Source organism: Rhodococcus sp. MALMAid1271, from assembly GCF_049195265.1.
In the GTDB taxonomy this organism is placed as follows: Bacteria; Actinomycetota; Actinomycetes; order Mycobacteriales; family Mycobacteriaceae; genus Rhodococcoides.
In genome coordinates this window covers 24651-48563 of sequence record NZ_JBMIRQ010000078.1, presented here as the reverse complement: position 1 = coordinate 48563, position 23913 = coordinate 24651, and the positions used below count along the sequence as shown (strand labels likewise).

At 65.5% G+C, this 23913-nt stretch carries 23 protein-coding genes and 1 tRNA gene; 13 read left to right on the top strand and 11 right to left on the bottom strand.

Annotated elements, in window-relative coordinates; all coding sequences use genetic code 11:
• The first annotated feature begins 178 nt into the window (after window positions 1-178).
• Window positions 179-2122 (top strand): acetate--CoA ligase, encoded by a 1944-nt coding sequence (gene acs / locus ACOQFP_RS10610; protein WP_421584289.1) that lies wholly within the window; start codon window positions 179-181, stop codon window positions 2120-2122.
• A 43-nt stretch (window positions 2123-2165) separates the two neighbouring features.
• On the opposite strand, the gene ACOQFP_RS10605 is transcribed toward acs, so the two are convergent.
• Together ACOQFP_RS10605 and ACOQFP_RS10600 are read right to left on the bottom strand one after the other, a co-directional pair.
• A complete protein-coding gene (locus ACOQFP_RS10605; protein ID WP_421584288.1) occupies window positions 2166-4016 on the bottom strand; it encodes a glycosyltransferase family 39 protein in 1851 nt (616 codons plus the stop codon).
• Between the two features lie 81 nt (window positions 4017-4097).
• The gene (locus ACOQFP_RS10600) at window positions 4098-5468 is read right to left on the bottom strand and encodes an MFS transporter (protein ID WP_206490873.1); all 1371 of its coding nucleotides are present in this window, start codon (window positions 5466-5468) and stop codon (window positions 4098-4100) included.
• A 243-nt stretch (window positions 5469-5711) separates the two neighbouring features.
• Here ACOQFP_RS10600 and ACOQFP_RS10595 point away from each other — a divergent pair, with 243 nt between their 5' ends.
• Window positions 5712-6206 carry a phage holin family protein gene (locus ACOQFP_RS10595; protein WP_206490874.1) on the top strand — a complete coding sequence of 165 codons (495 nt, stop codon included), beginning with the start codon at window positions 5712-5714 and terminating at the stop codon, window positions 6204-6206.
• A gap of 21 nt (window positions 6207-6227) precedes the next feature.
• Complete coding sequence (locus tag ACOQFP_RS10590; protein ID WP_206490875.1) at window positions 6228-7160, top strand: alpha/beta fold hydrolase; 933 nt, start codon at window positions 6228-6230, stop codon at window positions 7158-7160.
• Here ACOQFP_RS10590 and marP read toward each other — a convergent pair whose 3' ends face one another.
• The 4 genes from marP to nth are packed head-to-tail and all read right to left on the bottom strand — an operon-like array spanning window position 7161 to window position 10403.
• Window positions 7161-8351 carry an acid resistance serine protease MarP gene (gene marP / locus ACOQFP_RS10585; protein ID WP_206490876.1) on the bottom strand — a complete coding sequence of 397 codons (1191 nt, stop codon included), beginning with the start codon at window positions 8349-8351 and terminating at the stop codon, window positions 7161-7163.
• Window positions 8348-9034 carry an NUDIX hydrolase gene (locus ACOQFP_RS10580; RefSeq protein ID WP_206491402.1) on the bottom strand — a complete coding sequence of 229 codons (687 nt, stop codon included), beginning with the start codon at window positions 9032-9034 and terminating at the stop codon, window positions 8348-8350. Before ACOQFP_RS10580 ends, marP begins: the two co-directional genes overlap by 4 nt.
• Before the next feature lie 23 nt (window positions 9035-9057).
• Window positions 9058-9666, bottom strand: a complete 609-nt coding sequence (locus ACOQFP_RS10575; RefSeq protein ID WP_206491403.1) for a TlpA family protein disulfide reductase — start codon at window positions 9664-9666, stop codon at window positions 9058-9060.
• A 50-nt stretch (window positions 9667-9716) separates the two neighbouring features.
• A complete protein-coding gene (nth, locus tag ACOQFP_RS10570) occupies window positions 9717-10403 on the bottom strand; it encodes an endonuclease III (protein ID WP_241257196.1) in 687 nt (228 codons plus the stop codon).
• Between the two features lie 173 nt (window positions 10404-10576).
• On the opposite strand from nth, the gene ACOQFP_RS10565 reads away from it, so the two are divergent.
• Together ACOQFP_RS10565 and ACOQFP_RS10560 are read left to right on the top strand one after the other, a co-directional pair.
• Window positions 10577-10846 (top strand): hypothetical protein, encoded by a 270-nt coding sequence (locus ACOQFP_RS10565; RefSeq protein WP_206490879.1) that lies wholly within the window; start codon window positions 10577-10579, stop codon window positions 10844-10846.
• A gap of 270 nt (window positions 10847-11116) precedes the next feature.
• Complete coding sequence (locus ACOQFP_RS10560; RefSeq protein ID WP_027494494.1) at window positions 11117-11791, top strand: Crp/Fnr family transcriptional regulator; 675 nt, start codon at window positions 11117-11119, stop codon at window positions 11789-11791.
• Here ACOQFP_RS10560 and ACOQFP_RS10555 read toward each other — a convergent pair.
• Window positions 11788-12582 carry an MBL fold metallo-hydrolase gene (locus ACOQFP_RS10555; RefSeq protein ID WP_421584287.1) on the bottom strand — a complete coding sequence of 265 codons (795 nt, stop codon included), beginning with the start codon at window positions 12580-12582 and terminating at the stop codon, window positions 11788-11790. The genes ACOQFP_RS10560 and ACOQFP_RS10555 overlap by 4 nt on opposite strands.
• A gap of 30 nt (window positions 12583-12612) precedes the next feature.
• On the opposite strand from ACOQFP_RS10555, the gene ACOQFP_RS10550 reads away from it, so the two are divergent.
• Together ACOQFP_RS10550 and ACOQFP_RS10545 are read left to right on the top strand one after the other, a co-directional pair.
• On the top strand, window positions 12613-13473 hold the full coding sequence (locus ACOQFP_RS10550; protein ID WP_421584286.1) for a Gfo/Idh/MocA family protein: 861 nt from the start codon (window positions 12613-12615) through the stop codon (window positions 13471-13473).
• Between the two features lie 12 nt (window positions 13474-13485).
• Entirely contained in the window at window positions 13486-14874 is a 1389-nt protein-coding gene (locus ACOQFP_RS10545; RefSeq protein ID WP_421584285.1) for a wax ester/triacylglycerol synthase domain-containing protein, read from the top strand.
• Here ACOQFP_RS10545 and ACOQFP_RS10540 read toward each other — a convergent pair.
• Both ACOQFP_RS10540 and ACOQFP_RS10535 read right to left on the bottom strand, forming a co-directional pair.
• Window positions 14855-15313 (bottom strand): RidA family protein, encoded by a 459-nt coding sequence (locus ACOQFP_RS10540; RefSeq protein WP_206490887.1) that lies wholly within the window; start codon window positions 15311-15313, stop codon window positions 14855-14857. The two genes, ACOQFP_RS10545 and ACOQFP_RS10540, sit on opposite strands and share 20 nt — an antisense overlap.
• A gap of 4 nt (window positions 15314-15317) precedes the next feature.
• Complete coding sequence (locus ACOQFP_RS10535; RefSeq protein ID WP_094609297.1) at window positions 15318-15485, bottom strand: DUF4177 domain-containing protein; 168 nt, start codon at window positions 15483-15485, stop codon at window positions 15318-15320.
• A 75-nt stretch (window positions 15486-15560) separates the two neighbouring features.
• Between ACOQFP_RS10535 and ACOQFP_RS10530 the strand changes: the two genes are divergently transcribed.
• The 3 genes from ACOQFP_RS10530 to ACOQFP_RS10520 are packed head-to-tail and all read left to right on the top strand — an operon-like array spanning window position 15561 to window position 19096.
• A complete protein-coding gene (locus ACOQFP_RS10530) occupies window positions 15561-16916 on the top strand; it encodes a wax ester/triacylglycerol synthase domain-containing protein (protein ID WP_421584284.1) in 1356 nt (451 codons plus the stop codon).
• 45 nt (window positions 16917-16961) lie between these two features.
• Window positions 16962-17969 carry an ArsA family ATPase gene (locus ACOQFP_RS10525; RefSeq protein ID WP_421584283.1) on the top strand — a complete coding sequence of 336 codons (1008 nt, stop codon included), beginning with the start codon at window positions 16962-16964 and terminating at the stop codon, window positions 17967-17969.
• Entirely contained in the window at window positions 17966-19096 is a 1131-nt protein-coding gene (locus tag ACOQFP_RS10520; RefSeq protein WP_421584282.1) for an ArsA family ATPase, read from the top strand. Before ACOQFP_RS10525 ends, ACOQFP_RS10520 begins: the two co-directional genes overlap by 4 nt.
• Before the next feature lie 25 nt (window positions 19097-19121).
• Here the strand turns inward: ACOQFP_RS10520 and ACOQFP_RS10515 are convergent, their stop codons facing one another.
• A complete protein-coding gene (locus tag ACOQFP_RS10515) occupies window positions 19122-19445 on the bottom strand; it encodes a WhiB family transcriptional regulator (RefSeq protein ID WP_206490893.1) in 324 nt (107 codons plus the stop codon).
• A 295-nt stretch (window positions 19446-19740) separates the two neighbouring features.
• Between ACOQFP_RS10515 and ACOQFP_RS10510 the strand changes: the two genes are divergently transcribed.
• Window positions 19741-22089, top strand: a complete 2349-nt coding sequence (locus tag ACOQFP_RS10510) for a penicillin-binding protein (RefSeq protein ID WP_206491404.1) — start codon at window positions 19741-19743, stop codon at window positions 22087-22089.
• Window positions 22090-22153: 64 nt separating this feature from the next.
• On the opposite strand, the gene ACOQFP_RS10505 is transcribed toward ACOQFP_RS10510, so the two are convergent.
• Window positions 22154-22618, bottom strand: coding sequence for a GatB/YqeY domain-containing protein (locus ACOQFP_RS10505; protein WP_206490894.1), 465 nt, complete (start codon window positions 22616-22618; stop codon window positions 22154-22156).
• 185 nt (window positions 22619-22803) lie between these two features.
• On the opposite strand from ACOQFP_RS10505, the gene ACOQFP_RS10500 reads away from it, so the two are divergent.
• Both ACOQFP_RS10500 and ACOQFP_RS10495 read left to right on the top strand, forming a co-directional pair.
• Window positions 22804-23742 (top strand): metallophosphoesterase, encoded by a 939-nt coding sequence (locus tag ACOQFP_RS10500; protein WP_421584347.1) that lies wholly within the window; start codon window positions 22804-22806, stop codon window positions 23740-23742.
• 17 nt (window positions 23743-23759) lie between these two features.
• Window positions 23760-23833: transfer RNA gene (locus ACOQFP_RS10495), tRNA-Pro, on the top strand.
• Window positions 23834-23913: the final 80 nt, after the last annotated feature.

Genomic DNA, 23913 nt, shown 5'->3' with positions numbered 1-23913 from the left:
GCCGCACGATTTACCGTCCATCGCGCAGAAACGACCGATCACCGCAGATCAGGGGGTTGCAGCCGAGTGCAACGGTGCGATCGCGATCACATGTGACTACCCTCACCCATGGCTCGAAAGCGGCATCGAAGCGTCGTTTCACGGGTCAAACGCATCGGACGAAAGAGAGCTATTCGAGATGACGACCAGTACCTCCGGAACAGACGAGACCGCGGTTGCCTCCTACGCACCCTCGGCCGAGTTCTCGGCACAGGCCAACGCCGGAGCCGAACTCTACGCCGCCGCGGAGAACGACCGACTCGGCTTCTGGGCCGAGCAAGCACGCCGTCTCCACTGGCACACCCCGTTCACCGAGGTTCTCGACTGGTCCGAGGCCCCCGTCGCCAAGTGGTTCGGCGACGGTGAGCTCAACGTCGCCTACAACTGCGTCGACCGCCACGTGCTCGACGGACACGGCGACCAGGTGGCCATTCACTGGGAGGGCGAGCCCGGCGACAGCCGCGACGTCACCTACTCCGATCTGCTCGCCGAGGTCAGCCAGGCCGCGAACACCCTGACCGAACTCGGCCTCGTCTCCGGCGACCGGGTCGCGATCTACATGCCGATGATCCCCGAGGCCATCGTCTCGATGCTCGCCTGCGCTCGCCTCGGCCTGACCCACTCGGTCGTCTTCGCCGGCTTCTCGGCCACCGCGCTGCGCTCACGGATCGACGACGCCGAAGCCAAGCTCGTCATCACCACCGACGGCCAGTGGCGACGCGGCAAGCCCGCTCCCATCAAGGACACCGTCGACGAGGCCGTCGACGGTGCCGCCTCGATCGAACACGTCCTCGTCGTCAAACGCACCGACTCCGATGTGGCCTGGACCGACGGACGCGACCTGTGGTGGCACGAGACCGTCGCGAAGGCATCGACAGAGCACCAAGCGCAACCCTTCCCGGCCGAGCACCCGCTGTTCATCCTCTACACCTCCGGTACGACGGGTAAGCCGAAGGGCATCATCCACACCTCCGGCGGCTACCTGACGCAGACCTCCTACACCCATCACAACGTCTTCGACCACAAGGCAGGCACCGACGTCTACTGGTGCACCGCCGATATCGGCTGGGTCACCGGACACTCCTACATCGTGTACGGGCCGCTCTCGAACCGCGCCACCCAGGTCGTCTACGAGGGCACCCCCAACTCGCCCGACGAGCATCGGCACTGGAACGTCATCGAGAAGTACAAGGTCTCGATCTACTACACCTCGCCCACCCTCGTGCGCACGTTCATGAAGTGGGGCAAAGAGATCCCCGAGGCACACGATCTGACCTCGATTCGCCTGCTCGGCAGCGTCGGGGAGCCGATCAACCCGGAGGCGTGGCGCTGGTTCCGCGATGTCGTCGGCGGCGGCACCGCACCGATCGTCGACACCTGGTGGCAGACCGAGACCGGTGCGATCATGATCTCCCCACTGCCCGGCGTCACCGCCACCAAACCGGGCTCGGCCATGAGTCCACTGCCCGGTATCTGCGCCAAGATCGTCGACGACGATGCCAAGCCACTGGGCAACGGCGGCAACGGCTACCTCGTCCTCGACGAGCCCTGGCCGTCGATGTTGCGCGGCATCTGGGGCGACATGGACCGGTACAAGGACACGTACTGGTCGCGGTACCCCGAAGAGGGCTGGTACTTCGCCGGCGACGGTGCCAAGTACGACGAGGACGGTGCACTGTGGGTGCTCGGCCGCGTCGACGACGTCATGAACGTCTCGGGCCACCGCATCTCGACCTCCGAGGTGGAGTCGGCGCTGGTGGGTCACAACGGCGTCGCCGAAGCCGCCGTCGTCGGTGCGACCGACGAGACCACCGGACAGGGCATCGTGGCGTTCGTCATCCTGCGCGCCGGCGTGGAGAACACCGGCGACGACCTGATCAAGGAGCTCAAAGCTCAGGTGTCGAAGGAGATTTCACCGATCGCCCGTCCTCGCGAGATTTCCATCGTGCCCGAGCTTCCGAAAACGCGGTCCGGCAAGATCATGCGACGCCTGCTCCGTGACGTGGCCGAGGGTCGCGATCTGGGTGACACCTCCACCCTCGTCGATCCGAAGGTGTTCGAGGCAATCGCAAAGGGCCGGTAGACGCTCGCAGCCGCTCCGCCGTCGGCGGAGCGGCTCGATATCGTCACGCGGTGAGCGCAGGTGCTTCGGTCAGATCGAAGACCGTGTAATCGCCGACGGTCTGCGGCGTGAACCTCGCGGTCACCCAGTCGCCGATCGACGAAGACCGGGTCCTGCCCGCGCCTGCGACGAAGTAGTGGATCTTCCCGGCTGCCACATCGGCCTCGAATTGATCGAGGGTGGGTGACGGATCGGTTCCGGAGAATCCGCCCACCGGCATCACCGGGTCCTCGGTGGCGAGTTGTAGGCCCGCAGCGGCGTTGGAGCCGATCGTCGCCGCCACCCAGGTGTAGTGGGGTGCATCGGCCTCCAGCATGCCGATCAGCGCGGCATCGGGCGGCGACTGAGAGCCGAATTGCGGCGATCGACCGGCACTTTCATCGCCTCGTCCAGTTCGATACGCGGAGTGATCGGATGCAATGGCAGGGCCCGCGGACGGACCACCGCCGGTGTGCGGCGTGACGACGGTATCGGCGACATAAGCCACTGGCCCGGCCAATGCAACCGCGATTGCCGCAGCCCCCAGTGCAATCGAGACGGTTCGGGAACGAAAGAACAGCAGAGCGAGTGCCACCGCGATCCCGCCGCCCAGCACCACCCACCGAAGCCACGGCAGGAACTCGGGGGTACGGGCGAGAAAGACGAACGACGTTGCCGTGGTGACCACCGAGGACAGCACCAGAACCGCACGCCAGGAGAACTTTTCGCGCCTCCACAGCTCGCTGCCCGCGGACCCGAGGACAGCGGCGATCGGCGGAGCAAGGACGATCGTGTAATACGGGTGGAAGGTGCCGGACATGAAGCTGAACACCACCGAACATCCGATGAGCCAGACGGCCCACATCACGTACCACGCCCGTCGAAAGTCCCGTCGAGGCGCTCTGCCCCGCAACACGATTCCCGCAACGAGGAGTACCAGCGCGGCGGGAATCAGCCAGGAGATCTGACCGCCCTGGGCAGCGGCGAACAACCGGGTGATGCCGGTTTGCGGGGCGTGCCCGACCCCGCCGAAACCGCCCGTCTGGGCCGCGGCGGTGCTGCTCGGGTGCTCGTTCCCGGTCAACCTGCCCAGGCCGTTGTAGCCGAACGTCAGGTCGAGAATGCTGTCGGTCTTCGATCCGCCGACCCAGGGTCGATCTGCCGCGGGAACGAGCTGCACGAGCGCCACCCACCACCCGGCGGATACGAGTACGGCACCGCCGGCAGCCAGCAGCTGCAGTAGTCGAATTCCGAGTTTCGGCGGCCCGAATGCCCCGTAGGCCACAGCCAGCGCGGGAACGACGAGGAACGCCTGCAGCTGCTTGGTCAGGAACCCGAGCCCGATCACCACCCCGGTCAGCACCAGCCAGCGAGTGCGACCGTCTTCGAGACCCCGCAGTAGTGCCCAGGCCGCACCCAACAGCGCGAGGGTGAGCAACGCGTCGGGATTGTCGTAGCGAAACATCAGCGCGAAGGTCGGCGTCGTCGCCAGGACGAGGCCTGCGATCAGCCCGGCCCCGTATCCGAATCGGCGCGCGACGATCGCGTACATGATGCCCACGCTCAACACGGCCATCAGCACCTGCGGTAGCAGCAGCGACCACGAGTTCAGACCGAAGGCCCGGACCGAGAGTTCCATCACCCACAACGACGCTGGGGGCTTGTCCACGGTGATCGAGTTTCCGGCGTCGGACGAACCGAAGACGAACGCCTTCCAGCTGACCGAGCCGGCCTGGACGGCCGCTGCGTAGAAGGAATTACCCCAGTGCTCGCGGCTGAGGTCCACGGCGTAGGCCGCTGCTGTTCCGACGAGTAGGGCGACCAGAGTGGGCATTGCCCACCGCGGGCGGGCGATGTCGTGTTCGAGGACGGTCACAAGCGATCACTGTGGCCCTCGACGCTGAGGGTTCGCTCCGGGCTTCCTGGCAATCGCCCGTCAATGTCCCCGCCGGCCGCTCTACACGTTGTCGAGCGACTGGTCGCGGGTTTCCCTCATGATGATGAGCGAGATCAAGGTCAACGAGGCCGCGATGGCCAGATAGACACCCACCCAGCCGACGCCGTAGCTGCTCACCAGCCAGGTGGCGATGAACGGGGCCACTGCGGCACCGAGGATCGAGGCGGTGTTGTACGAGATTCCCGAGCCGGTGTAGCGAACGTTCGTCGGAAACAGTTCGGGCAGAACGGCACTCATCGGACCGAAGGTCAGGCCCATCAAACCGAGGCCGACGCACATGAAGACCAACATCTTGCCTGCGGACGCGGACGCCGGATCGGCGAACCAATGGAACGACAGGCCGAACAGCACGATCACCGCGGTGATGACGATGAGCGTGGGGCGGCGTCCGTACTTGTCCGCGAGCAGCCCGGCGACCGGGATCAACGCTGCGAAGAACAGCACCGCGATCAGCTGCAGCTCCAGGAAGTCGGTGTACGCGATGGCCAGCTTGGGGCCGTTGACATCGGAGACCTTGCCGGTGCCGTAGCTGACCACCCACGTGGTCATGATGTAGAAGAGTGTGTACGTGGCGAGCATGACGAACGTACCGATGATCAGCTGACGCCAGCTGGACTTGAACACCTGGGCCAGCGGAGCCTTGACCTTCTGCCCGCGCTCGACGGCCAGCTTGAACACCGGCGTCTCCTCCAGCTTGAGCCGGACGTAGAGCCCGATGATCACCATGATCGCGCTGAGCAGGAAGGGAATTCGCCAGCCCCACGTGAGGAACGCGTGATCGGTTCCGGAGTTGGCCGAGTCGTATCCGGTGGCGATGACGATCAACAGGAAGATGCCGTTGGCGAAGAAGAAGCCGATGGGTGCGCCCAGCTGCGGGTACATCGCCGCCCAGGCGCGCTTTCCGGGTTTGGCGGTTTCGGTGGCCAGCAATGCCGCACCACTCCACTCGCCGCCGAGGCCGACACCCTGGGTGAAGCGCATGATCGCCAACAGCGCCGGGGCCCACAGACCCACCGCGGCGTACGTCGGCAACAGGCCGATCGCGAACGTCGCGACGCCCATCGTCAACAGCGACCCGACGAGGGTCGCCTTGCGTCCGATGCGATCGCCGAAGTGCCCGAAGAGAACCGACCCGATGGGGCGGGCGATGAAGGCCAGACCGAACGTCGCGAACGAGGCCAGCAGCGCGGTGGTGTCGTTTCCTGCCGGAAAGAACAGGCGCGGGAAGACGAGCACTGCGGCGGTGGCGTAGATGTAGAAGTCGAAGAACTCGATGGACGTGCCGACCATCGACGCGATCACGATGCGTGAACGCGGCACCTGCGGTGCGGGAATTGCGCCATCGGCGGTGACGGCGTGTGCTGAACTCACGGATGCTCCTGAAGGGGGAAGTTCCCTGCAAATTACCTGATGAACACCTGAGAATTTCACGGCCCGGTTTCGTTTGTCGCCGGTCGTACCCGATTCTCGCTGTTTGCCCGGTGCGGCGCGGTGGTACGCGGCTCTGGGGCCGAGCGTCGCTCGCCCATCGCGGAGCAGTTAACCTGCTACGTAGGCACTACTGTCGATACGATCCGATCAACACCGAGCAGAGCGATTACAAGGGGCCGAGAGTTGAGCGTCAGCAATGACAAGGGATACGGAAACGGCGTCCCGAACACGATTTCGTCGATACCTCTGACCGATGTCGATGCCCGCACCCCTGGTAGCGCCAGCATCGGGAACCTCGTCAAGGACGCCACCACACAGGTGTCGACGCTGGTGCGAGCCGAGGTCGCCCTCGCCAAAGCGGAGGTCACCGGAGAGGTCAAGAAGGGACTGCAGGGCAGCGTCTTCTTCATCGCGGCACTGACGGTCCTGTTGTTCAGTACCTTCTTCTTTTTCTTCTTCGCCGCCGAACTGCTCGACGTGTGGCTCTACCGGTGGGCAGCCTTCCTGATCGTGTTCGCGTTCATGGTGTTGGCCGCCGCTCTGTTCGGCTTCCTCGGTTATCGCAGGGTCAAGAAGCTGCGCAAGCCCGAGAAGACCATCGATTCGCTCAAGCAGGCGTCGACGGTGCTGCCGAACCAGCACGATTCCATCCCAGGGGTTCCCGGCTACAAGAAGTAGCCACCCGGCGAATCGAGCAGCATGAATCAGCCCGATCCGTCCACGGTCCGCTATCCGGGACAGTGGATCCATCGCGACATCCACGCCAACGGAATCCGCTTTCACACGGTGGAGGTCGGCGAGCACGCTCCTGACGCACCTCTGGTGATCCTGTTGCACGGTTTCGCCGACTTCTGGTACTCCTGGCGGCACCAAATCCAGGCACTCGCCGGCTCGGGTGTCCGGGCGATCGCGGTGGACCTGCGCGGATACGGCGATTCCGACAAGCCCCCACGCGGTTACGACGGGTGGACCCTTGCCGGCGACATCGTCGGACTCGTCCGTGCTCTCGGCTATCCGCACGCCACGTTCGTCGGGCACGCAGACGGCGGACTGGTCTGCTGGGCCAGTGCCGCGCTGCACCCGCGTCTCGTGCGCTCGATGGTGCTGATCAACGCCCCGCACCCCATTTCCCTGCGGCGCGCAGTACTGAAAGACCCCGCCCAGCGCGCCGCGCTGCTCCCGCACTTCGTGCGATACCAGATTCCGCTACGGCCCGAGCGGCAGTTGACGCGCAACGGCGGTGCCGCAGTGACAGAGCTGATGAGCAGCCGCGCCGGGGCGGCGTGGATGAGTACCGACGACTTCTCGGACACCGCCGCGAAGATGAGCTCGGCCATCCGCATTCCCGGTGCCGCGCACTGCGCGCTCGAATATCAGCGGTGGGCGTTCCGCAGCCAATTCCGTTCCGACGGACGCCGCTTCATGGACGCCGTCGACGTCCGCACCACGATTCCGGTCGCTCAGATCAGCGGCGACCTGGACCCGTACGTGCTGCCGACCACCCTCGATCGGGATCGGCACTGGGCACCGGGGCTGACGCGTCGAACAGTGCCGGACGTGGGGCACTACCCGCACCAGGAAGCGCCCGAGGTGGTGTCCGAGGAGATCCTGCGGGTTGTCCGGGAGAGCTAGCTAGACGATGCAGTCGCCGGTGGTCACCGCGACCGGCGCATCGAAACTCTGTGCCAGTTCTTGCGAGATCTCCGATGCGGTCAACACGAATCCGGTATCGGGGTCGTCGACGGCCGCACCGAAGACGACACCGAGCACCTCGCCGGACGAGTTGACCAGTGGTCCACCGGAGTTGCCCTGCCGCACCGATCCGCGCACCGTGTAGACCTCGCGTTGGACGGTTCCGGTGCGGTAGATATCGGGGCCGCTGAGATTGATGACCTCGCGGATACGTGCCGGGCTCGCGGTGTACGGCCCGCCGCCGGGGTAGCCGAGCACGATGGCATCGGTTCCGGAATCGGCCGGAGTCGGGGCGAACGACAACACCGGTGCCTGCAACTGCGAAACCCGAAGCACAGCAATGTCTTCCTCGGGATCGAACAGTACTACCTCGGCGTCGAGCGGTCCGTTGGGTGAATCGACGGTCACCTCGGACGTTCCGGCGACGACGTGCGCGTTGGTCATCACCAGATTCGGTCCGACGACGAAGCCCGAACCTTCGAGCGCCTTCTGGCAGCTGGGAGCGATGCCGTTGATCTTGATGACGCTGGACTGCAGCTGAAGTGGAATGGGGCCTGCGGCGATCCCGGAATCGGGAGCCGCGACCTCGGCGACCGGGGTGCGACCGAATGGCCCGATGACCTCCGGCAACCCCGAGGTGTCGAGCAGAGCCGAGAACTCCTTCGGCACCTGCCGCAGCCAATCGGGTGCCACTTCGTCGACCTGGCCCAGCACCGTGGATCCGCGTACCGCACTGGCGACCTCGGGCTGCGAGGAGGAGGTCAGCGGAATGGCGAGCAGCCAGGCAGCGGCGAGAACTGCTACCGCCTGCAGTCCGGCTCCGATCGTGCTGTCGACGGATCTGGCTGCGCGCGAATGGATTCCGCTGCGCAGTGCGCGTCCGAGAACCATTCCGGCGACTTCACCGACGATCACCAGCACCACGATCAACGCGATGCCGACGAACACCCTCGTTCGCGAACCATCGACGTGCTCCAGTACGTGTGGGGCCACCAGAATTCCGGCGACGGCACCGAGCACGACGCCGAGGAACGCCAGCGCCGACGCCACCGCACCCTGCCGCCATCCCGACGTTGCCGCCAGCAGTGCGATGGCGATCACCGCGATATCGACCCATCCTGAACCGGTCACCGATCGAGCCTCGCTCCTACCGCAGTCAAGCTGGCCTCCAGATCGCGTACGTCACCCGTGTCCCACTCGGGCTCCCAGCCAGAAACAGCCAGTAGGCCCGCCAGAATACCGCCCGTGAATCCCCACACGAGCATTCCCTGCGCCGAGAAGGCCGGGCCCTGGTAACCCGAGGGATGTCGAACCTGGAATCGATTGTCGGGATCGAGCAACTCGCGCAACGGAACTCGCACGACCCGCTCGGTCTCACCCGCATCGATGACGCGCACCGGGCTCGGCCGCTCCCAGTACGAGAGCACCGGAACCACATCGAAGCGCGAGGGCGGGATGTAGATCCCGGGCATCGTCGCCAGCGGAACCACACCGGCCGGATCCAGTCCTGTCTCTTCCTCGGCTTCACGCAGCGCCGTTCCGATCGGGCCGTCGTCACCCGGATCGGTGGCACCACCGGGGAACGCAATCTGTCCGCTGTGATCACGCAGCGTCGATGCGCGCTGGGTCAGCAACACATCGGCCTCGGCGGGCAGCCCGCCGGGCGAGGTGGGATCGGCGTCTGCCGGTCCGCCGAACAGCACCAGGACCGCCGCAGTTCGTGAGCGGCCGGACGGCGGGGCCTGACGCTGCAGAACTGGGTTGGCACCGATGGTGTCGGAAAGCCCGCGGGCCCCGCCTGCGACGTCACGCATGGTTACGAGCCATTCGGGAGCGCTCACGACTCGACTCCCAGATTCACGCGCACGGCGTCGGCGATGTCGTCGACGCTACGGAAAGGTTGAGGCAACACCTTGGCGACAGTGCCATCCGCAGATATCAAAACGGAAACGGGCAGCACGTTCGGTGCCCCCACGGCCGCGGCGACGCGGCCACCGCCGTCCTGAACTCCGGGCAGGGTGACGCCGTAGTCGGTGAGCCGAGCCAGTGCGTTGGTCTCGTTGGCGTCGTTGTGCACCGTCATCACGGTCACTGCGTCGCCTGCTCGTTCGGCGTACTGCTGCAGGTACGGCAGCTCTTCTGCGCAGGGTCCGCACCAGTAGGCCCAGATGTTGAGCAATGCGGGACGCCCCGCGAGCGCCTGCCCCAGATCGATGTACGAGCCGTCGCCGATGCACTCGAGCGTGATGCCGGTCAGCGGGCCCGCGTCGTTGCCCTGTGACGTAGGACATGCCGAGAGGCCGGCCTCCTGTCGCAGCGGCGCGAGAGCCTCCGGGGTATCGGCTGCGCGGCGCGCGTCGGTACCGGGCGCACGCTGCCCGAGACCGGGCGCGTCCGACGGTGCGGCAGTGGGAGCGTCGTGGCGGGGCCAGAGCGCATAGACCATCCCGACGACCAGGATCAGAGCGACGAGAGACCAGCGCAGCGCGGCTTTGTTCACGACACGATTCCGGCGAGGGCGAGCAGGTGATCGGTTTCCGGGCCCTTGACCAGTGCGGCAGCGGTGGCCGGATCGGTCGGGCCGGTTCCGAACGACGGGCAGTCCTTGGCGAGGACACACACTCCGCAGGCGGGCGTCCGAGCATGGCAGACGCGTCGCCCGTGAAAGATCACTCGATGGGAAAGCAAGGTCCATTCCTTGCGTTCGATGAGTGCGCCGACGGCGTGCTCGACCTTGACCGGGTCCTCCTCCTCGGTCCATCGCCAGCGCCGCACGAGCCGGCCGAAGTGTGTGTCGACGGTGATGCCGGGTACGTCGAACGCATTGCCGAGCACCACGTTGGCGGTCTTGCGGCCGATGCCGGGAAGGGTGACGAGGTCCTTCAGCGTCGCAGGTACCTCACCGTCGAAATTCTCCAGCAGTTTCTGCCCGAGGCCGATCAGCGATGTGGCCTTGTTGCGATAGAACCCCGTGGTGCGGATGAACTCTTCGAGTTCGGTTCGATCTGCTTCCGCGTAGTCGCGGGCCGTGCGATATCTCACGAACAGTGCAGGGGTCACCATGTTCACGCGCTTGTCGGTGCACTGCGCGGACAGGATGGTCGCAACGGCGAGTTCGAGGGGTGTGGTGAAGTCGAGTTCGCAGTACACATGGGGGAAGGCTGTCTCGAGCTTCCGATTCATCCGCCGCGCTCGGCGTACGAGGCCGAGGTGAGTCTCCTCGCGTTTGCGCACGTCGGGGCGTTTCGGAGCTGTCGATTCCACTCCAACACTGTACGGACAAGAATGCGTAACGAACGATGCAGGCACATCGTGCTGTGTTTGTATCGAGACCATTTCGGTGTTTACTGCTGGGTATGCAAGGACTCGCCGTGGTGCTCTTTCCGGTACTACTCATGCTCTTCGCACTCGCTATGGAGCGGGTCGAGTTCCGGCTCAGCAAGCTCGGCGTCCGGGAGCAGGAAGTTCAGGAATTCCTCGACAAGGCGAGCAACTCCGAGGTGGCCACTCTGGCGAACGAAGGCTTCCCGCACGCTCTTGCTCGCTTCAACACCCGCAAGCGACGTCAGACCCCGCCGCGGACGATCGACACCCGCGACGGCATGGTCGACCAACGCGCCAGCTGATCAGGACGTTGTGTCTGTATCGGTCGTGATTTCCATGAATTTCGGGTGAACGCGAACGTACGCGCGAGGGCTCTGGCAACCTGTGGTGGCGTCGATCACTCGGTTTCCACCGACTCGAAGTAGACTCTCCTGAGGTAATTGTTGTGTTTGATCATCGGATCGGCGTCGACGCCTGAATTGCACCCGCAGTTCGGTGAGTGGCACGAACTGTGTACAAACGCTTTCGGTGGTGCGGGTTGCCGCGTCACCGACATCCCAAAAGGAGCGCAAGTGGACGACGTCCTGGCACGGGCCGGCATCTTCCAAGGAGTCGAGCCCTCTGCGGTTGCGGCGCTGACGAAGCAGCTGCAGCCTGTCGATTTCCCTCGTGGACACGTCGTGTTTAACGAGGGTGAGCCCGGAGACCGGCTCTACATCATCGTTTCCGGCAAGATCAAACTCGGACGACGCTCCCCCGACGGGCGCGAGAACCTGCTGACGATCATGGGACCGTCGGACATGTTCGGCGAACTGTCGATCTTCGATCCCGGCCCCCGCACCTCCTCGGCCACCACCGTCACCGAGGTGCGCGCGGTCAGCATGGACCGCGCCGCGCTCAAGGACTGGATCGACCAGCGACCCGAGATCGCCGAGCAGTTGCTGCGCGTGCTGGCTCGCCGGTTGCGTCGTACCAACAACAACCTTGCCGACCTCATCTTCACCGACGTTCCCGGACGTGTCGCCAAGGCGCTGCTGCAGCTCGCACAGCGCTTCGGCACCCAGGAAGCGGGATCGCTGCGCGTGACCCACGACCTGACGCAGGAAGAGATCGCTCAGCTCGTCGGTGCCTCTCGCGAAACCGTCAACAAGGCGCTGGCAGACTTCGCGCACCGCGGCTGGCTGCGGCTCGAAGGCAAGTCGGTGTTGATCTCGGACTCCGAGCGTCTGGCCCGCCGAGCTCGCTAGTTGCCTTCTCGAAGGTAGGCCAGCTGCGTTTTGACCGACATCCGCGCAGCGGGCCACAACTTCTTGTCCACGTCCGAATAGACGTGCCGCACGACCTGCATCGGTTTCGCGTTCTCGCCGATCTCGGCCAACGCCGAACGGACCTGGTCCAAACGCTGCTGACGGTGGGCGCGATAGCCTCGCGCCACCTCGGCGGCATCGGCGAGCTCCGGACCGTGCCCGGGGAGCACCGTCTTGCCTGCTCCCGCACCTTCCAACCGGTCCAGTGAGCCCAGATAGTCCGCGAGTGAGCCGTCTTTCGGGTCGAGCACCGTGGTACCGCGGCCGAGAACGGTGTCGCCCGTCAGGATCGCGTCGTCGAGGACGAAGCTGACCGAATCCGCCGTGTGACCGGGCGTGTGCAGCACCTCGATCCGCAGCCCGGCGGCCTCGATCACCTCCCCGTCGATCAGCGCAGTGCCGGTGCCGTGGAGGAACTTCTCCCCGAAAGCCCGCACCGGAGCCGCTGTCTTTCGGTGGAACCGCCGCAGCCCGGCGGTGTGATCTGCGTGGCGATGGGTCACGAGCGTGAGAACAACCCTGCCCGACGCGGCGACGGCGTCGAGATGGCCCCGATCCTTCGGCCCCGGATCGACGACGATGCACTCCTCGGACCCCGGTGCCCGCAGAATCCACGTGTTCGTTCCGTCGAGGGTCATGTTGCCCGGATTGTCGGCGAGCAGAACCGACGCGGTAGGCGTCACTGTCCGGAGAAGTCCGTATGCGGGATGCTGAGGGTTCGAGACGGCCATGGAATTACTGTAGGACTACCGTTGACTCACATGAAGGTCGGACTCGTCGGAGCGGGCCCCTGGGCTCGTAAGACTCAAGCCCCCTCGCTCCTCGCCCATCCCGGCGTCGACTTCTCCGGCGTGTGGGCCCGACGACCCGAGGCCGCGGCCGACCTCGGTGCGCCGGTCTTCGAGTCGTTCGAGGCCCTGCTCGACGCCGTCGACGCGGTGGCGTTCGCAGTACCACCGGCAGTGCAGGCCGGTTATGCACTGCGCGCAGCGCAGGCAGGCAAACACGTGCTGCTGGACAAGCCCGTTGCCGCAACGGTGGCCGAGGCCGAGGAACTGGCCACGGCAGTCACAGCGGCAGGCGTCCGCTCGATGGTGACGCTCACTCTCCGATTTGCCCCTGAGACAAGACAATTCCTCGATGCGGTCGCCGGACGTTCCTGGGCGGCGGGCTCGGGAACCTGGTTCTCCGGTGCCACCCTCGGCGGTGCGTACGCCCGCTCGCAGTGGCGTCATGACGACGGGGCGATCCTCGACATCGGGCCCCACGTGTTCGATCTACTCGACACCGCGCTGGGAACCATTGCACGCGTTGCCTATTCGCACCGCGAGGTGGCGTCGGACAGTTGGACGGTTCTGCTCGAACACGAAGGTGGTGCCCGCAGCACCGTCCAGTTGTCGCTGCGGACGCCGATCATGCCCTCGCTGATGCGTATCGAACTGAGCGGCACCGATGGCGTCGAGACCCTCACCGATCGATCCACCTCGTCGACCGACTGCTTCGCGGTCCTGCTGGACGAATTCCTCGAGTCCGTCGAGTCCGGTGTCGATCACGAATGCTCCGTTCATCGAGGAGTGCACCTGCAGGAGGTGATTGATCGAGCGAGGTCGTGGGCACCCTGAAGTGTGACCAGGATGAATATCAAGGATGCGGAGTTCCATTTCGCCTCTGCCCCACATCGCTCGACGGACCAGTACACGATGATCGTGTTCGATTCCGGCGACGCGCAGCCACCGACCTTCGACGAGGTGGCACGGCACGTCGAGCGGCGCGCCGAACATGTTCGGAGGCTGCGAATTCGCATCTGCGAGGTACCCGGTCAGCTGGATCTTCCACGATGGGTCCATGATCGGCTCCCTGTTCGCGACCACCTGATCGATCACGATCTCTCCGACGGACGACACACGGCGGCGTCGTTCCTGGCGGAACTGTCGAGCCGTGCGATCGACGCGACGGATCGAGCCTGGACGGTGCATGTCGGCCGGGGTCTGACCGCGGTCGACGGCGTGCAGGGTGCAGCCACCGTCGTCGTGGTTCAGATCAGTCACGCGCTCGCGGACGGCTCCGTCGGTACGCGTATCGCTCGTGCCCTCTTCGGTCGAGATGAGATCACCGAGAACCTCGGGTTCACCGATGATCCCGAGACCTCCCGGGCGCACCCTCTGTACGACGCGGCGAAAGCTGCGGTACTGCTGCCGATCCGTTGGGTGCGATCCCAGTTCGCCATGGTGCGAACCCAGCGAAAGTACGTGGCCGCGGTGCGAACCGGGGAACTGGTGGCACCGCGTTCGGTCGGCTCCACGTCATCGAATATCCATCCCGACGGGACGAGGACCGTACACGTGCTGCAGTTTCCGAAAGCGCAGTTCCGGGGCGGGCAGCACACCGTGACGGTCACCGCCCTCACCGCAGTAGGAGCTGCGCTGTCGACGTTCTTCGCCGCCCACGGTGAGCCCGATCATGATGATATCCGGGCGCTGGTGCCCATTGCGCTCGCTCCGTCGGTGCCGTGGCCGGCCATCAACCGCACCCTGCCTGCCGCGGTCTCACTGCACTCACAGCTCACCGGGGCGGCCGAGCGAGCGTCGGCCGTCGCGGCGGCGCTGTCGCTGCAACGCGATCACGTGACCGATCACCGGCACGTCGAGGCCACTCTCGCTGCCGAGAACTATCCGGCCGCCCTACTGCACGGTTTCGGACGCCACGCGAGCAGCATCGTTCGCCGCACCGGTAGGCCGGATCGGGCAGTGACCCACACGGTCGTGACCAGCGTCGACCGAACCGGATTGGACCTCGTGCTGGGGTCGGGCCGAGCTCGGTTGTGCGCGGGCGTCGCCGCGCTGGGTCCGGGATGCAGCCTCACCCACGCCGTCTACGGGTACGGCGAGGTCATCGCAGTGTGCGTGTCCGTGTGCCCGACGACCGTCCCGGACCACTCCGAATACGCGGACATCCTGCGCGCATCGATCAACGAGACCTGCGCTGCCCTGCACGGGACGACGCCTACCGCAGCTCGACGATGAGCTCCACTTCCACCGAGGCACCGAGAGGTAGTTCGGCAACCCCGACGGCCGAACGCGCGTGCTTTCCTGCGTCGCCGAAGATCTCTCCGATGACGTTCGACGCTCCGTTGACCACTCCGGGCTGACCGGTGAAGCCGGAGGCCGATGCGACGAAGCCGACGGCCTTGACCACGCGGGCGACCGAGTCGATGCCGACGAGGGCATGCACGGCAGCGAGTGCGTTCAATGCACAGACGCGCGCCGCTGCGGTGGCGTCCTCGGCCGAGACCTCGGAGCCGACCTTGCCGACGGAGGTCAGGTTGCCGTCGACGATCGGTAGCTGACCGGAGGTGTAGACCATCGAACCCACCTGCACTGCCGGGACGTACGCCGCCAGCGGCGGGACCACCTCGGGCAGTTCGATGCCCAGCTCGACCAGGCGCTCACTCCAGTTCGTCACGTGCTCAGGCCTTCGGACGCTTGAAGTACGCGACCAACGTGTCGCCGCCGTTGGGTCCTGCCATGATCGTCACGAGTTCCCAGCCCTCGGAGCCGTAGTTGTCGAGAATCTGCTTGGTGGCATGAATCAGCACCGGCGCGGTGAAGTACTCCCAGATGATCTTTTCGCTCATGAGTTCAGAGCCTATCGTTCGCCGACGCCCCCGGTACGTCCGATCTGCTCGATCTCCTCGAACTAGGGTCGGGTGATGGCCCGACTCGAGATGAAGGATGCCGTTTACCATTTCGGCCGCGATCACGGAGGTTCGAGCGATCAGTTCGCGCTGCTGGCGTTCGATTCCGTCGACGGCCCCGCGCCCACCTTCGCCGACGTCCGAGCACATGTGGAGGCTCGGGCCCCCGGTATCCCCGGGCTGAGGCTTCGGTTGAAGGAAACACTGTGGGGACTGGACTACCCGCGTTGGGTACGCGACGATTCTGCGCCTCGCGAGCACCTGGTCGATCATGATCTCGCCGGACAGAACTGGGACCGATTCGAGGAATTCGTCGGCGAGCTGCTGGGCACGCGCCTGGACATGCGCGCACAATCCTGGCGGCTACACCTCGTTCGCGGCGTCCACGGTGTCCCGCGGGTCCAGGGTGCCGCCACCGTGATCATCCTGCAGGTGGGGCACGCGTTGACCGACGGCCTCGGAGTGACTCGACTGCTGCGAGCGCTCTTCGCGGCGCCCGAGGACCGCACGGTCGGCATCCCGCTGCCCGGCCCCCCGGCGCAGGAGACGACGATCCGCACCTGGGTGAACACGGCACGTGCCCTGCTCTGCGCCCCCGTCGACCTCGCGATTTCACGCTGGACAGCGAGCAGGGCGCTGCGCGCAGTGCTCGCGACCCCGCTCCCGAGTTCGCTTCCAGCCAGTTCGCTCAACTGCGCCGTCAGTTCGGCCAGGACGGTTCGGATCGTGCCGATGCCCGCCGAGCAGTGTCGTGCGGGCAGCTCGACGATCACCGTGTCGGCGTTGGCAGCGGTCGGAACCTGCCTGAGCAGATACCTGCGCGATGTGGACGGCCGAGAGGGCGATCTCGACGTTGCTGCCATGGTGCCGATTGCACTTCCGCCGCGTTTCGCGTGGGCAGCGGCGAACCGCGTGTTGATGGGCACGGTCGATCTCCATGCCGACATCGAGGACCCGCACGACAGGCGAAAGCAGATCGCCCGATCACTGGAGCAGGAACGGGTACGAGCGACCACCGAGCCGGTGCTGCGGCTTGCCCGAGCCGACGACCGAGTACCAGCACCGATCGTCAGATACGTCCAGGGTCGTCGGTTTCGCCATCGAATCCGAAACCCCGACCGCGTCGCAGGCCAGACAACGGTCGTCAGCGTGAACAGAGGCGCGGCCGATCTCCGATTGTGCGGTGCGAGAGCCCGATTCACCGCCGGGTTTCCGTTTCTCGAAGACGGGCGCGCCGTGACCCACGGCTTCTTCGGACTCGGTGAGACCGTCACCGTCTCCCTTGTCACCTGCCCCACGGCGCTGCCGTCGCTTCGAGCGCACACCGAGGATCTGGTGAACGAGCTTCGCGGACCATCGAACGTCGGTTAGCCATGTCCGCCGGACGTCCGGGGGATACCTCTATATGGTCGAGGCGTGGGAACAGCGAACGAAGAGGGATGGTCGGCGAAAGCCGATGCCGCGCGGCTGCATTTCGTGTCAGGCAAGGGCGGCACTGGAAAGTCGACGGTCGCCGCGGCGTTGGCGCTGGCGCTGGCAGCGGGCGGTCGACGGGTGCTACTGGTGGAGGTCGAGGGCAGGCAGGGCATCGCGCAACTGTTCGACGTACCGCAGTTGCCGCCGGTGGAGACTCGCGTCGCCGCAGCGGACGGCGGCGGCGAGGTCTACGCCCTGGCCATCGACATCGAAACCGCGTTCCTCGAATACCTCGATATGTTCTACAACCTCGGTTTCGCGGGCCGCGCCATGCGCAAGATCGGTGCCATCGAATTCGCCACCACCATCGCACCGGGCCTGCGCGACGTCCTGCTGACCGGCAAGATCAAAGAATGCGTGGTGCGGACCGACAAGAAGGGTGACCGCGCCTACGACGAGGTCGTCGTGGACTCACCGCCGACAGGTCGCATCGGAAACTTCCTCGATGTCACCAAGGCCATGGCGGATCTGGCCAAGGGCGGCCCGGTGCGGTCCCAGAGCGAGGGCGTGGTTCGGCTGCTGCACTCGAGCGACACCGTCGTGCACCTGGTGACGCTGCTCGAGGCTCTGCCGGTACAGGAAACCGCCGACGCGGTGCGTGAACTCGCGGCAGCAGATCTGCGGTTGGGCACGGTCATCGTCAACCGCACCGAACCGACGTACCTGCCTGCCGAATCGCTCGAGGCCATCGCCGAGGGCGAGATCGACGCCGCGGCAATCCACGACGGTCTCGCCAAGACCGGAATCACGCTCTCCGAGGACGATTTCGCGGGTCTGCTCACCGAATCGATCGAGCATGCGTCCACGCTGTCCGCTCAGGTGGAGAGCGCAACCACGCTCGACGAACTCGATGTCGCCCGCATGTCGCTACCGATGTTGGCCGACGGTGTCGATCTCGGTGGTTTGTACGAACTCGCCGCCACACTGGCAGAACAGGGTGTCCGATGACTCGACCAGGAGCTACCGACCTCGACGTCGACCGCATTCTGACCGACCCCGCCTCGCGGATCGTCGTCGTCTGCGGGGCAGGCGGGGTCGGCAAGACCACGACCGCCGCGGCGATGGCCTTGCGCGCAGCCGAACAGGGCAGGCGCGTGGTGGTGCTGACGATCGATCCGGCCCGGCGACTGGCTCAGGCACTCGGCCTCGGCGATCTCGACAACAGCCCGCAGCCGGTGAAGTTGCCTGCAGGTGCCAAGGGCGAACTGCACGCGATGATGTTGAACATGCGGCGCACGTTCGACGAGATGGTGATCGAACATTCGACGCCGGAGAAGGCGCAGCAGGTCCTCGCCAATCCGTTCTATCAGACTGTGGCGTCGTCCTTTTCGGGCACACAGGAGTACATGGCGATGGAGAAGCTGGGGCAGTTGTCCTTGGACGCCTCGTGGGATCTGATCGTGGTGGACACTCCGCCCTCGCGCAACGCACTCGATTTCCTCGACGCGCCGCAGCGACTCGGGTCGTTTCTCGACGGTCGTTTGATCCGGCTGCTCACCGCCCCCGGACGCGGCATCACCCGTGTGGTCACCAGCGCGATGAGCCTGGCGATGCGCGGCGTCTCCACGGTGATCGGTAGCCAAATGCTCTCTGACGCATCGGCTTTCGTTCAGTCACTGGATTCGATGTTCGGCGGCTTCCGCGAGCGTGCCACGCGTACGTACCAGTTGTTGCGCGAGGACGGAACCAGCTTCCTCGTCGTCGCGGCTGCAGAACCCGATGCGTTGCGCGAGGCCGCGTTCTTCGTCGAGCGGCTGTCGGAGGAGCAGATGCCGTTGGCCGGCCTCGTGGTGAACCGGACGCACCCGACGCTGTCGTCGGTGCCGGCCGATCATGCCGCCACGGCCGCCGATCTGCTGGATCGGATCGAGGAGCCCGGCGCTGAACTGACCGCCGCCGTTCTTCGTATCCACGCTCAACGTGCCGTGACGGCAGCGCGCGAGGTTCGGTTGCTGCGACGCTTCACCGGTGCGCACCCCCGCGTGCCCATCGTCGGTGTTCCGTCGTTGCCGTTCGAGGTGTCCGACCTCGCCGCGCTTCGTGCCGTCGCCGATCAGCTGACCCGGCAGGGGTGAGCTGCGATCGGCTCGCCGGTAGGGGTCAGATGGCGGCCTGTTGCTGACGCTGGGCCTCGAAGAACTCGGACCAGGAATCGACCTCGGGGTGCTGCTTGAGCAGGGCCCTGCGCTGCCGCTCGGTCATGCCGCCCCACACGCCGAACTCGACTCGATTGTCGAGCGCATCCGCGCCGCACTGCATCAACACCGGGCAATGCCGACAGATGGTCGCAGCCTTGCGCTGCGCTGCACCGCGAACGAAGAGCTGGTCCGGGTCCGTGCCCTTGCAGCGGGCGTGGGACACCCAGGCGATGCGTGCCTCTGCTTCTTCTACATCGAGTCGCGTCGGCGCGGTTGTCGTATGCATGCGGATACCCCTTTGCGTGTCGGACGTCCTAGGTGGACGACCCCGGAGGCTCGAAGCAGTTTGTACCTCGCTGGCGAAGCACAAATTCTAAGAGCTGCCCCACAATCATTATCAAGTGTTACGTGAATCACACCGTGTTCACAATTTAGGTAACGTGAGCCGTGAATGCAAGACGGTGAGGTCACATTTCTGGTACGGCCGTCCCGAGCAGGGCCGCAGGGCACAGAGCATCCAGGCCTGATGCCGGTTCGAGCTGTACCCACGTACGCTGTGCCCTGTGTCTGTTGGAAAAACCGTGGCGAAGCTCGCCGGATGTTCTGCACTCGCCGGTGCCTTGCTCGCCGGCGTGATGTTCCCCTTGGCCGGTGGCTTCGGATATGCCTCCAACCGTGCCGCCGATACCGTCGACAACGTCTCGGCGGAGCTGGTCGAGGGCGACGTGCCTGCCGTCTCGACGATGACCGACATCGACGGCAACCCCATCGCCTGGCTGTACGAGCAGCGCCGTTTCGAGGTACCGAGCGACAAGATCTCCAACGAGATGAAGCTCGCCATCGTCTCGATCGAGGACCGTCGCTTCGCCGAACATCGAGGGGTGGACTGGCAGGGCACGCTGCGCGCATTCCTGACCAACACCACCAGCGGCCAGGTGGAGCAGGGCGCGTCCACCATCGATCAGCAGTACGTGAAGAACTATCAGCTGCTCGTGGTCGCCAAGACCGACGCCGAACGCCGCGCGGCCATCGAGACCACGCCCGCTCGCAAGATCCGCGAGATCCGGATGGCGCTGACGCTCGACAAGGAACTGACCAAGGACGAGATCCTCACCCGGTACCTCAACCTGGTTCCGTTCGGTAATTCGTCCTTCGGCATCCAAGACGCCGCCCGGACCTACTTCGGCATCGATGCCAGCCAGCTCAGCGCCGTCCAGGCCGCGATGCTCGCAGGCATGGTGCAGTCCAGTTCGGCCCTGAACCCGTACACCAACGAAGAGGGCGTACTCGAACGACGGAACACCGTGCTCGACACGATGATCCAGAACCTTCCCGAGCGCGCAGACGAACTCCGTGCGCTCAAGGCCGAGCCGCTCGGCGTCCTGCCGGTGCCCCAAACACTCCCCCGCGGCTGCATCGCGGCGGGTGACCGCGGCTTCTTCTGCGACTACGCACTGCAATACCTCGCCGAGGCCGGAATCAGCCAGGAACAGATCGACAAGGGCGGATACCTCATCCGCACCACGCTCGACCCCAAGGTGCAGAACTCCACCAAGGCCGCTCTCGTTCAGAACACCAGCCCGTCACTCGACGGGGTCGCCACCGTCATGAACGTCGTCGCGCCGGGCCAGGATCAACACCGCGTGCTCGCGATGGGCAGCAGCCGTACCTACGGCCTCAACGCAGACGCCGACGAAACCGTGCAGCCACAACCGCACTCGCTGGTCGGCAACGGAGCGGGCTCCATCTTCAAGGTGTTCACCACAGCGGCGGCCATGGAACGCGGACTCGGCACCAGCGCGATACTGCAGGTACCCAAGCGCGTCGAGGTCAAAGGCGTGGGCAACGGTGGTGCGCGGAACTGCCCCGCTGCCACCTACTGCGTGGAGAACGCCGGCAACTACCCGCCTGCACTGTCGATCACCGACGCGCTCGCGCAGTCTCCCAACACCGCGTTCGTCAAGCTGATCGAATCCGTCGGTGTCACGCCGACGGTCGACATGGCCGTGCGCCTGGGCCTGCGCTCGTACACCGACCCGGGTTCCTCGGGCACCGATCAGTCGATGGCCGACTTCCAGAAGAGCCAGAACCTCGGCTCGTTCACCCTCGGACCCACCTGGGTCAATCCCCTGGAGCTGTCCAACGTGGCCGCCACGTTGGCCTCCGGCGGCAAGTGGTGCCCGCCCACCCCCATCGATTCGATCTTCGATCGCAATGGCAAGCCCGTACCGGTCGCGCACCAGGCGTGCGAGCAGGTCGTCGAGCCCGGTTTGGCGAACACCCTGGCCAATGCCATGAGCAAGGACGATCAAGCAGGCGGTACATCCGCCTCGGCCGCGAACTCGGCCGGCTGGAGCCTGCCGATGTCCGGTAAGACCGGTACCACCGAGTCCAACCGCTCCTCCGGATTCCTCGGATTCACCAACCACTACGCCGCCGCCGTGTACACCTACGGTGACTCTCCGACGCCGAGCGAGATCTGCTCGTTCCCGCTACGGCCCTGCAGCTCCGGCAACCTCTACGGCGGCAACGAGCCCGCCCGAACCTGGTTCGACGCGATGGCCCCGATCGCGACGGACTTCGGCCCCATCGCGTTGCCACCCGTCGACCAGAAATACGTCCGAGGCTCTGCAAACGGTCAGGTCCCCGATGTGACCGGCCAGAGCCAGTCTTCGGCGACATCCACCCTGCAGGGTGCAGGCTTCCAGGTGACCGTCGTGACGACGGCCGGCCAGGCTGCTCGCGGCACAGTGTTGTCGACGTCGCCGTCGGGGTCTGCGGTACCCGGATCCAACATCACGCTCTACGTCAGTGACGGTTCGGTTCGACCGCCGCCGCCTCCGACGCCGACCTTGCCGAACATTCAGATACCGGACCTGCCGCCGGGGATTCAGATTCCGGGCATCCCCGGCCTCACGGCCCCGCGCTGACGCCCGAGGCGGTGGTGCGGTTCATGTGCCCAGAGGGTACTGATCCGCACCACCGCAGCAGGTACTACAAGCGATCTTTGACGGCCTTCGACAGGCGCGATCCATCGGCCTTGCCTGCAGCAAGGCCCGAGGCGACCTTCATGACCTGACCCATCTGCTTCATCGCCGGCCGCTCCCCGATGTCCTCGGCAACCTGCGCGATGGCGGTGTCGACGATGTTGGCCAACTCCTCGTCGGTGAGCGGAGTGGGCAGGTACTCGTCGATGATCTGCGCCTCGGCACGCTCGTTCGCTGCGAGTTCCCCGCGGCCGTTCTGGGTATAGATCTCGGCCGACTCGCCGCGCTTCTTCGCTTCCTTGGCCAGCACCTTCAGGACGTCGTCATCGGTCAGATCGTGGGCCTCCTTGCCGGAGACCTCCTCGGTCTGGATGGCGGCGAGCAGCATGCGCAGCGTCGCCAGGCGAAGTTTGTCCTTCGCTTTCATCGCTGCGGTGAGGTCGGTACGGAGTCGAGCCTTGAGTTCGGACATGGTCGAAACGCTACGCGGCCCGGCCTGCAGCTCGCACGTCCATATCCCGTCGCTGCCGTATCGTGGACGAGGTGTCCGCCCAATTGAGTCCCTCGATTCTCCGTACTTCGACGCAACTGCGCAGTGCCTCCACGCAACTTCGCTCCGCTGCAGAGCACGCGCGGGACGCGGTCCGGGCCTCGCCGCTGAGAAGTTCCGTGATCGGGACGGCCGGTGCCGCGGCGTTGGGTCTCGGGTATGCCACGCTCATCGAGCGCAATGCATTCACCCTTCGCGAGACGTCGATGGCCATACTGGAGCCGGGATCTGCGACTCTGCGCGTGCTCCATATCAGCGACCTGCACATGATGCCCGGCCAGCGGATGAAGCAGAACTGGCTACGTGAACTGGACCGGCTCGAGCCCGATCTGGTGGTCAACACCGGAGACAATCTCTCCCACCAGCGTGCTGTTCCCAGCGTCGTGCAGGCATTGGGGCCGATGCTGGCGCGGCCCGGCCTGTTCGTGTTCGGCAGCAACGACTACTTCGCGCCCACACCGAAGAACCCGTTCAAGTACTTCGACAAGAACCACAAGCGCACCACCGGCGACTCGTTGCCCTGGCGAGATCTGCGGGCCGCATTCTCCGAGCGCGGTTGGCTCGATGTCACGCATGTCCGTCGCGAGCTCGAGATCGCAGGAGTACGCATCGCCGCGGCGGGCGTCGACGATCCGCACCTGAAGCGAGACCGATACGACACCATCGCCGGACAGCCGAATCCGTTGGCCGACCTCCGCCTGGGCATCACCCACTCGCCGGAGCCGCGCGTGTTGGACAAGTTCGCCGCCGACGGTTATGACCTGGTCCTCGCCGGACACACCCACGGCGGGCAGCTGTGCCTGCCGTTCTACGGCGCACTGGTGACCAACTGCGAGATCGACCGCTCGCGGGTCAAGGGTCCGTCGAAGTGGGGCGCGCACACCCAGCTGCACGTCTCGGCGGGCATCGGCACCTCGCCCTACGCGCCTGCACGGTTCTGCTGCAGGCCCGAGGCAACACTGATCACGCTCACCCCGGCTCCCAGAATGGGTCCGAAAAACTCCTCCGACGAGGGCGTTTCGCGTTCCGAGGCAGTCGTGAGTTAGACTTCTCCAGCGGTACACGGGGTGTGGCGCAGCTTGGTAGCGCGCTTCGTTCGGGACGAAGAGGTCGTGGGTTCGAATCCCGCCACCCCGACAGTTGGACCACGAGAAGGGACCCACTCGATTCGATCGAGTGGGTCCCTTTTTCTTTCCGTGATCGACGCTACTGTGAGT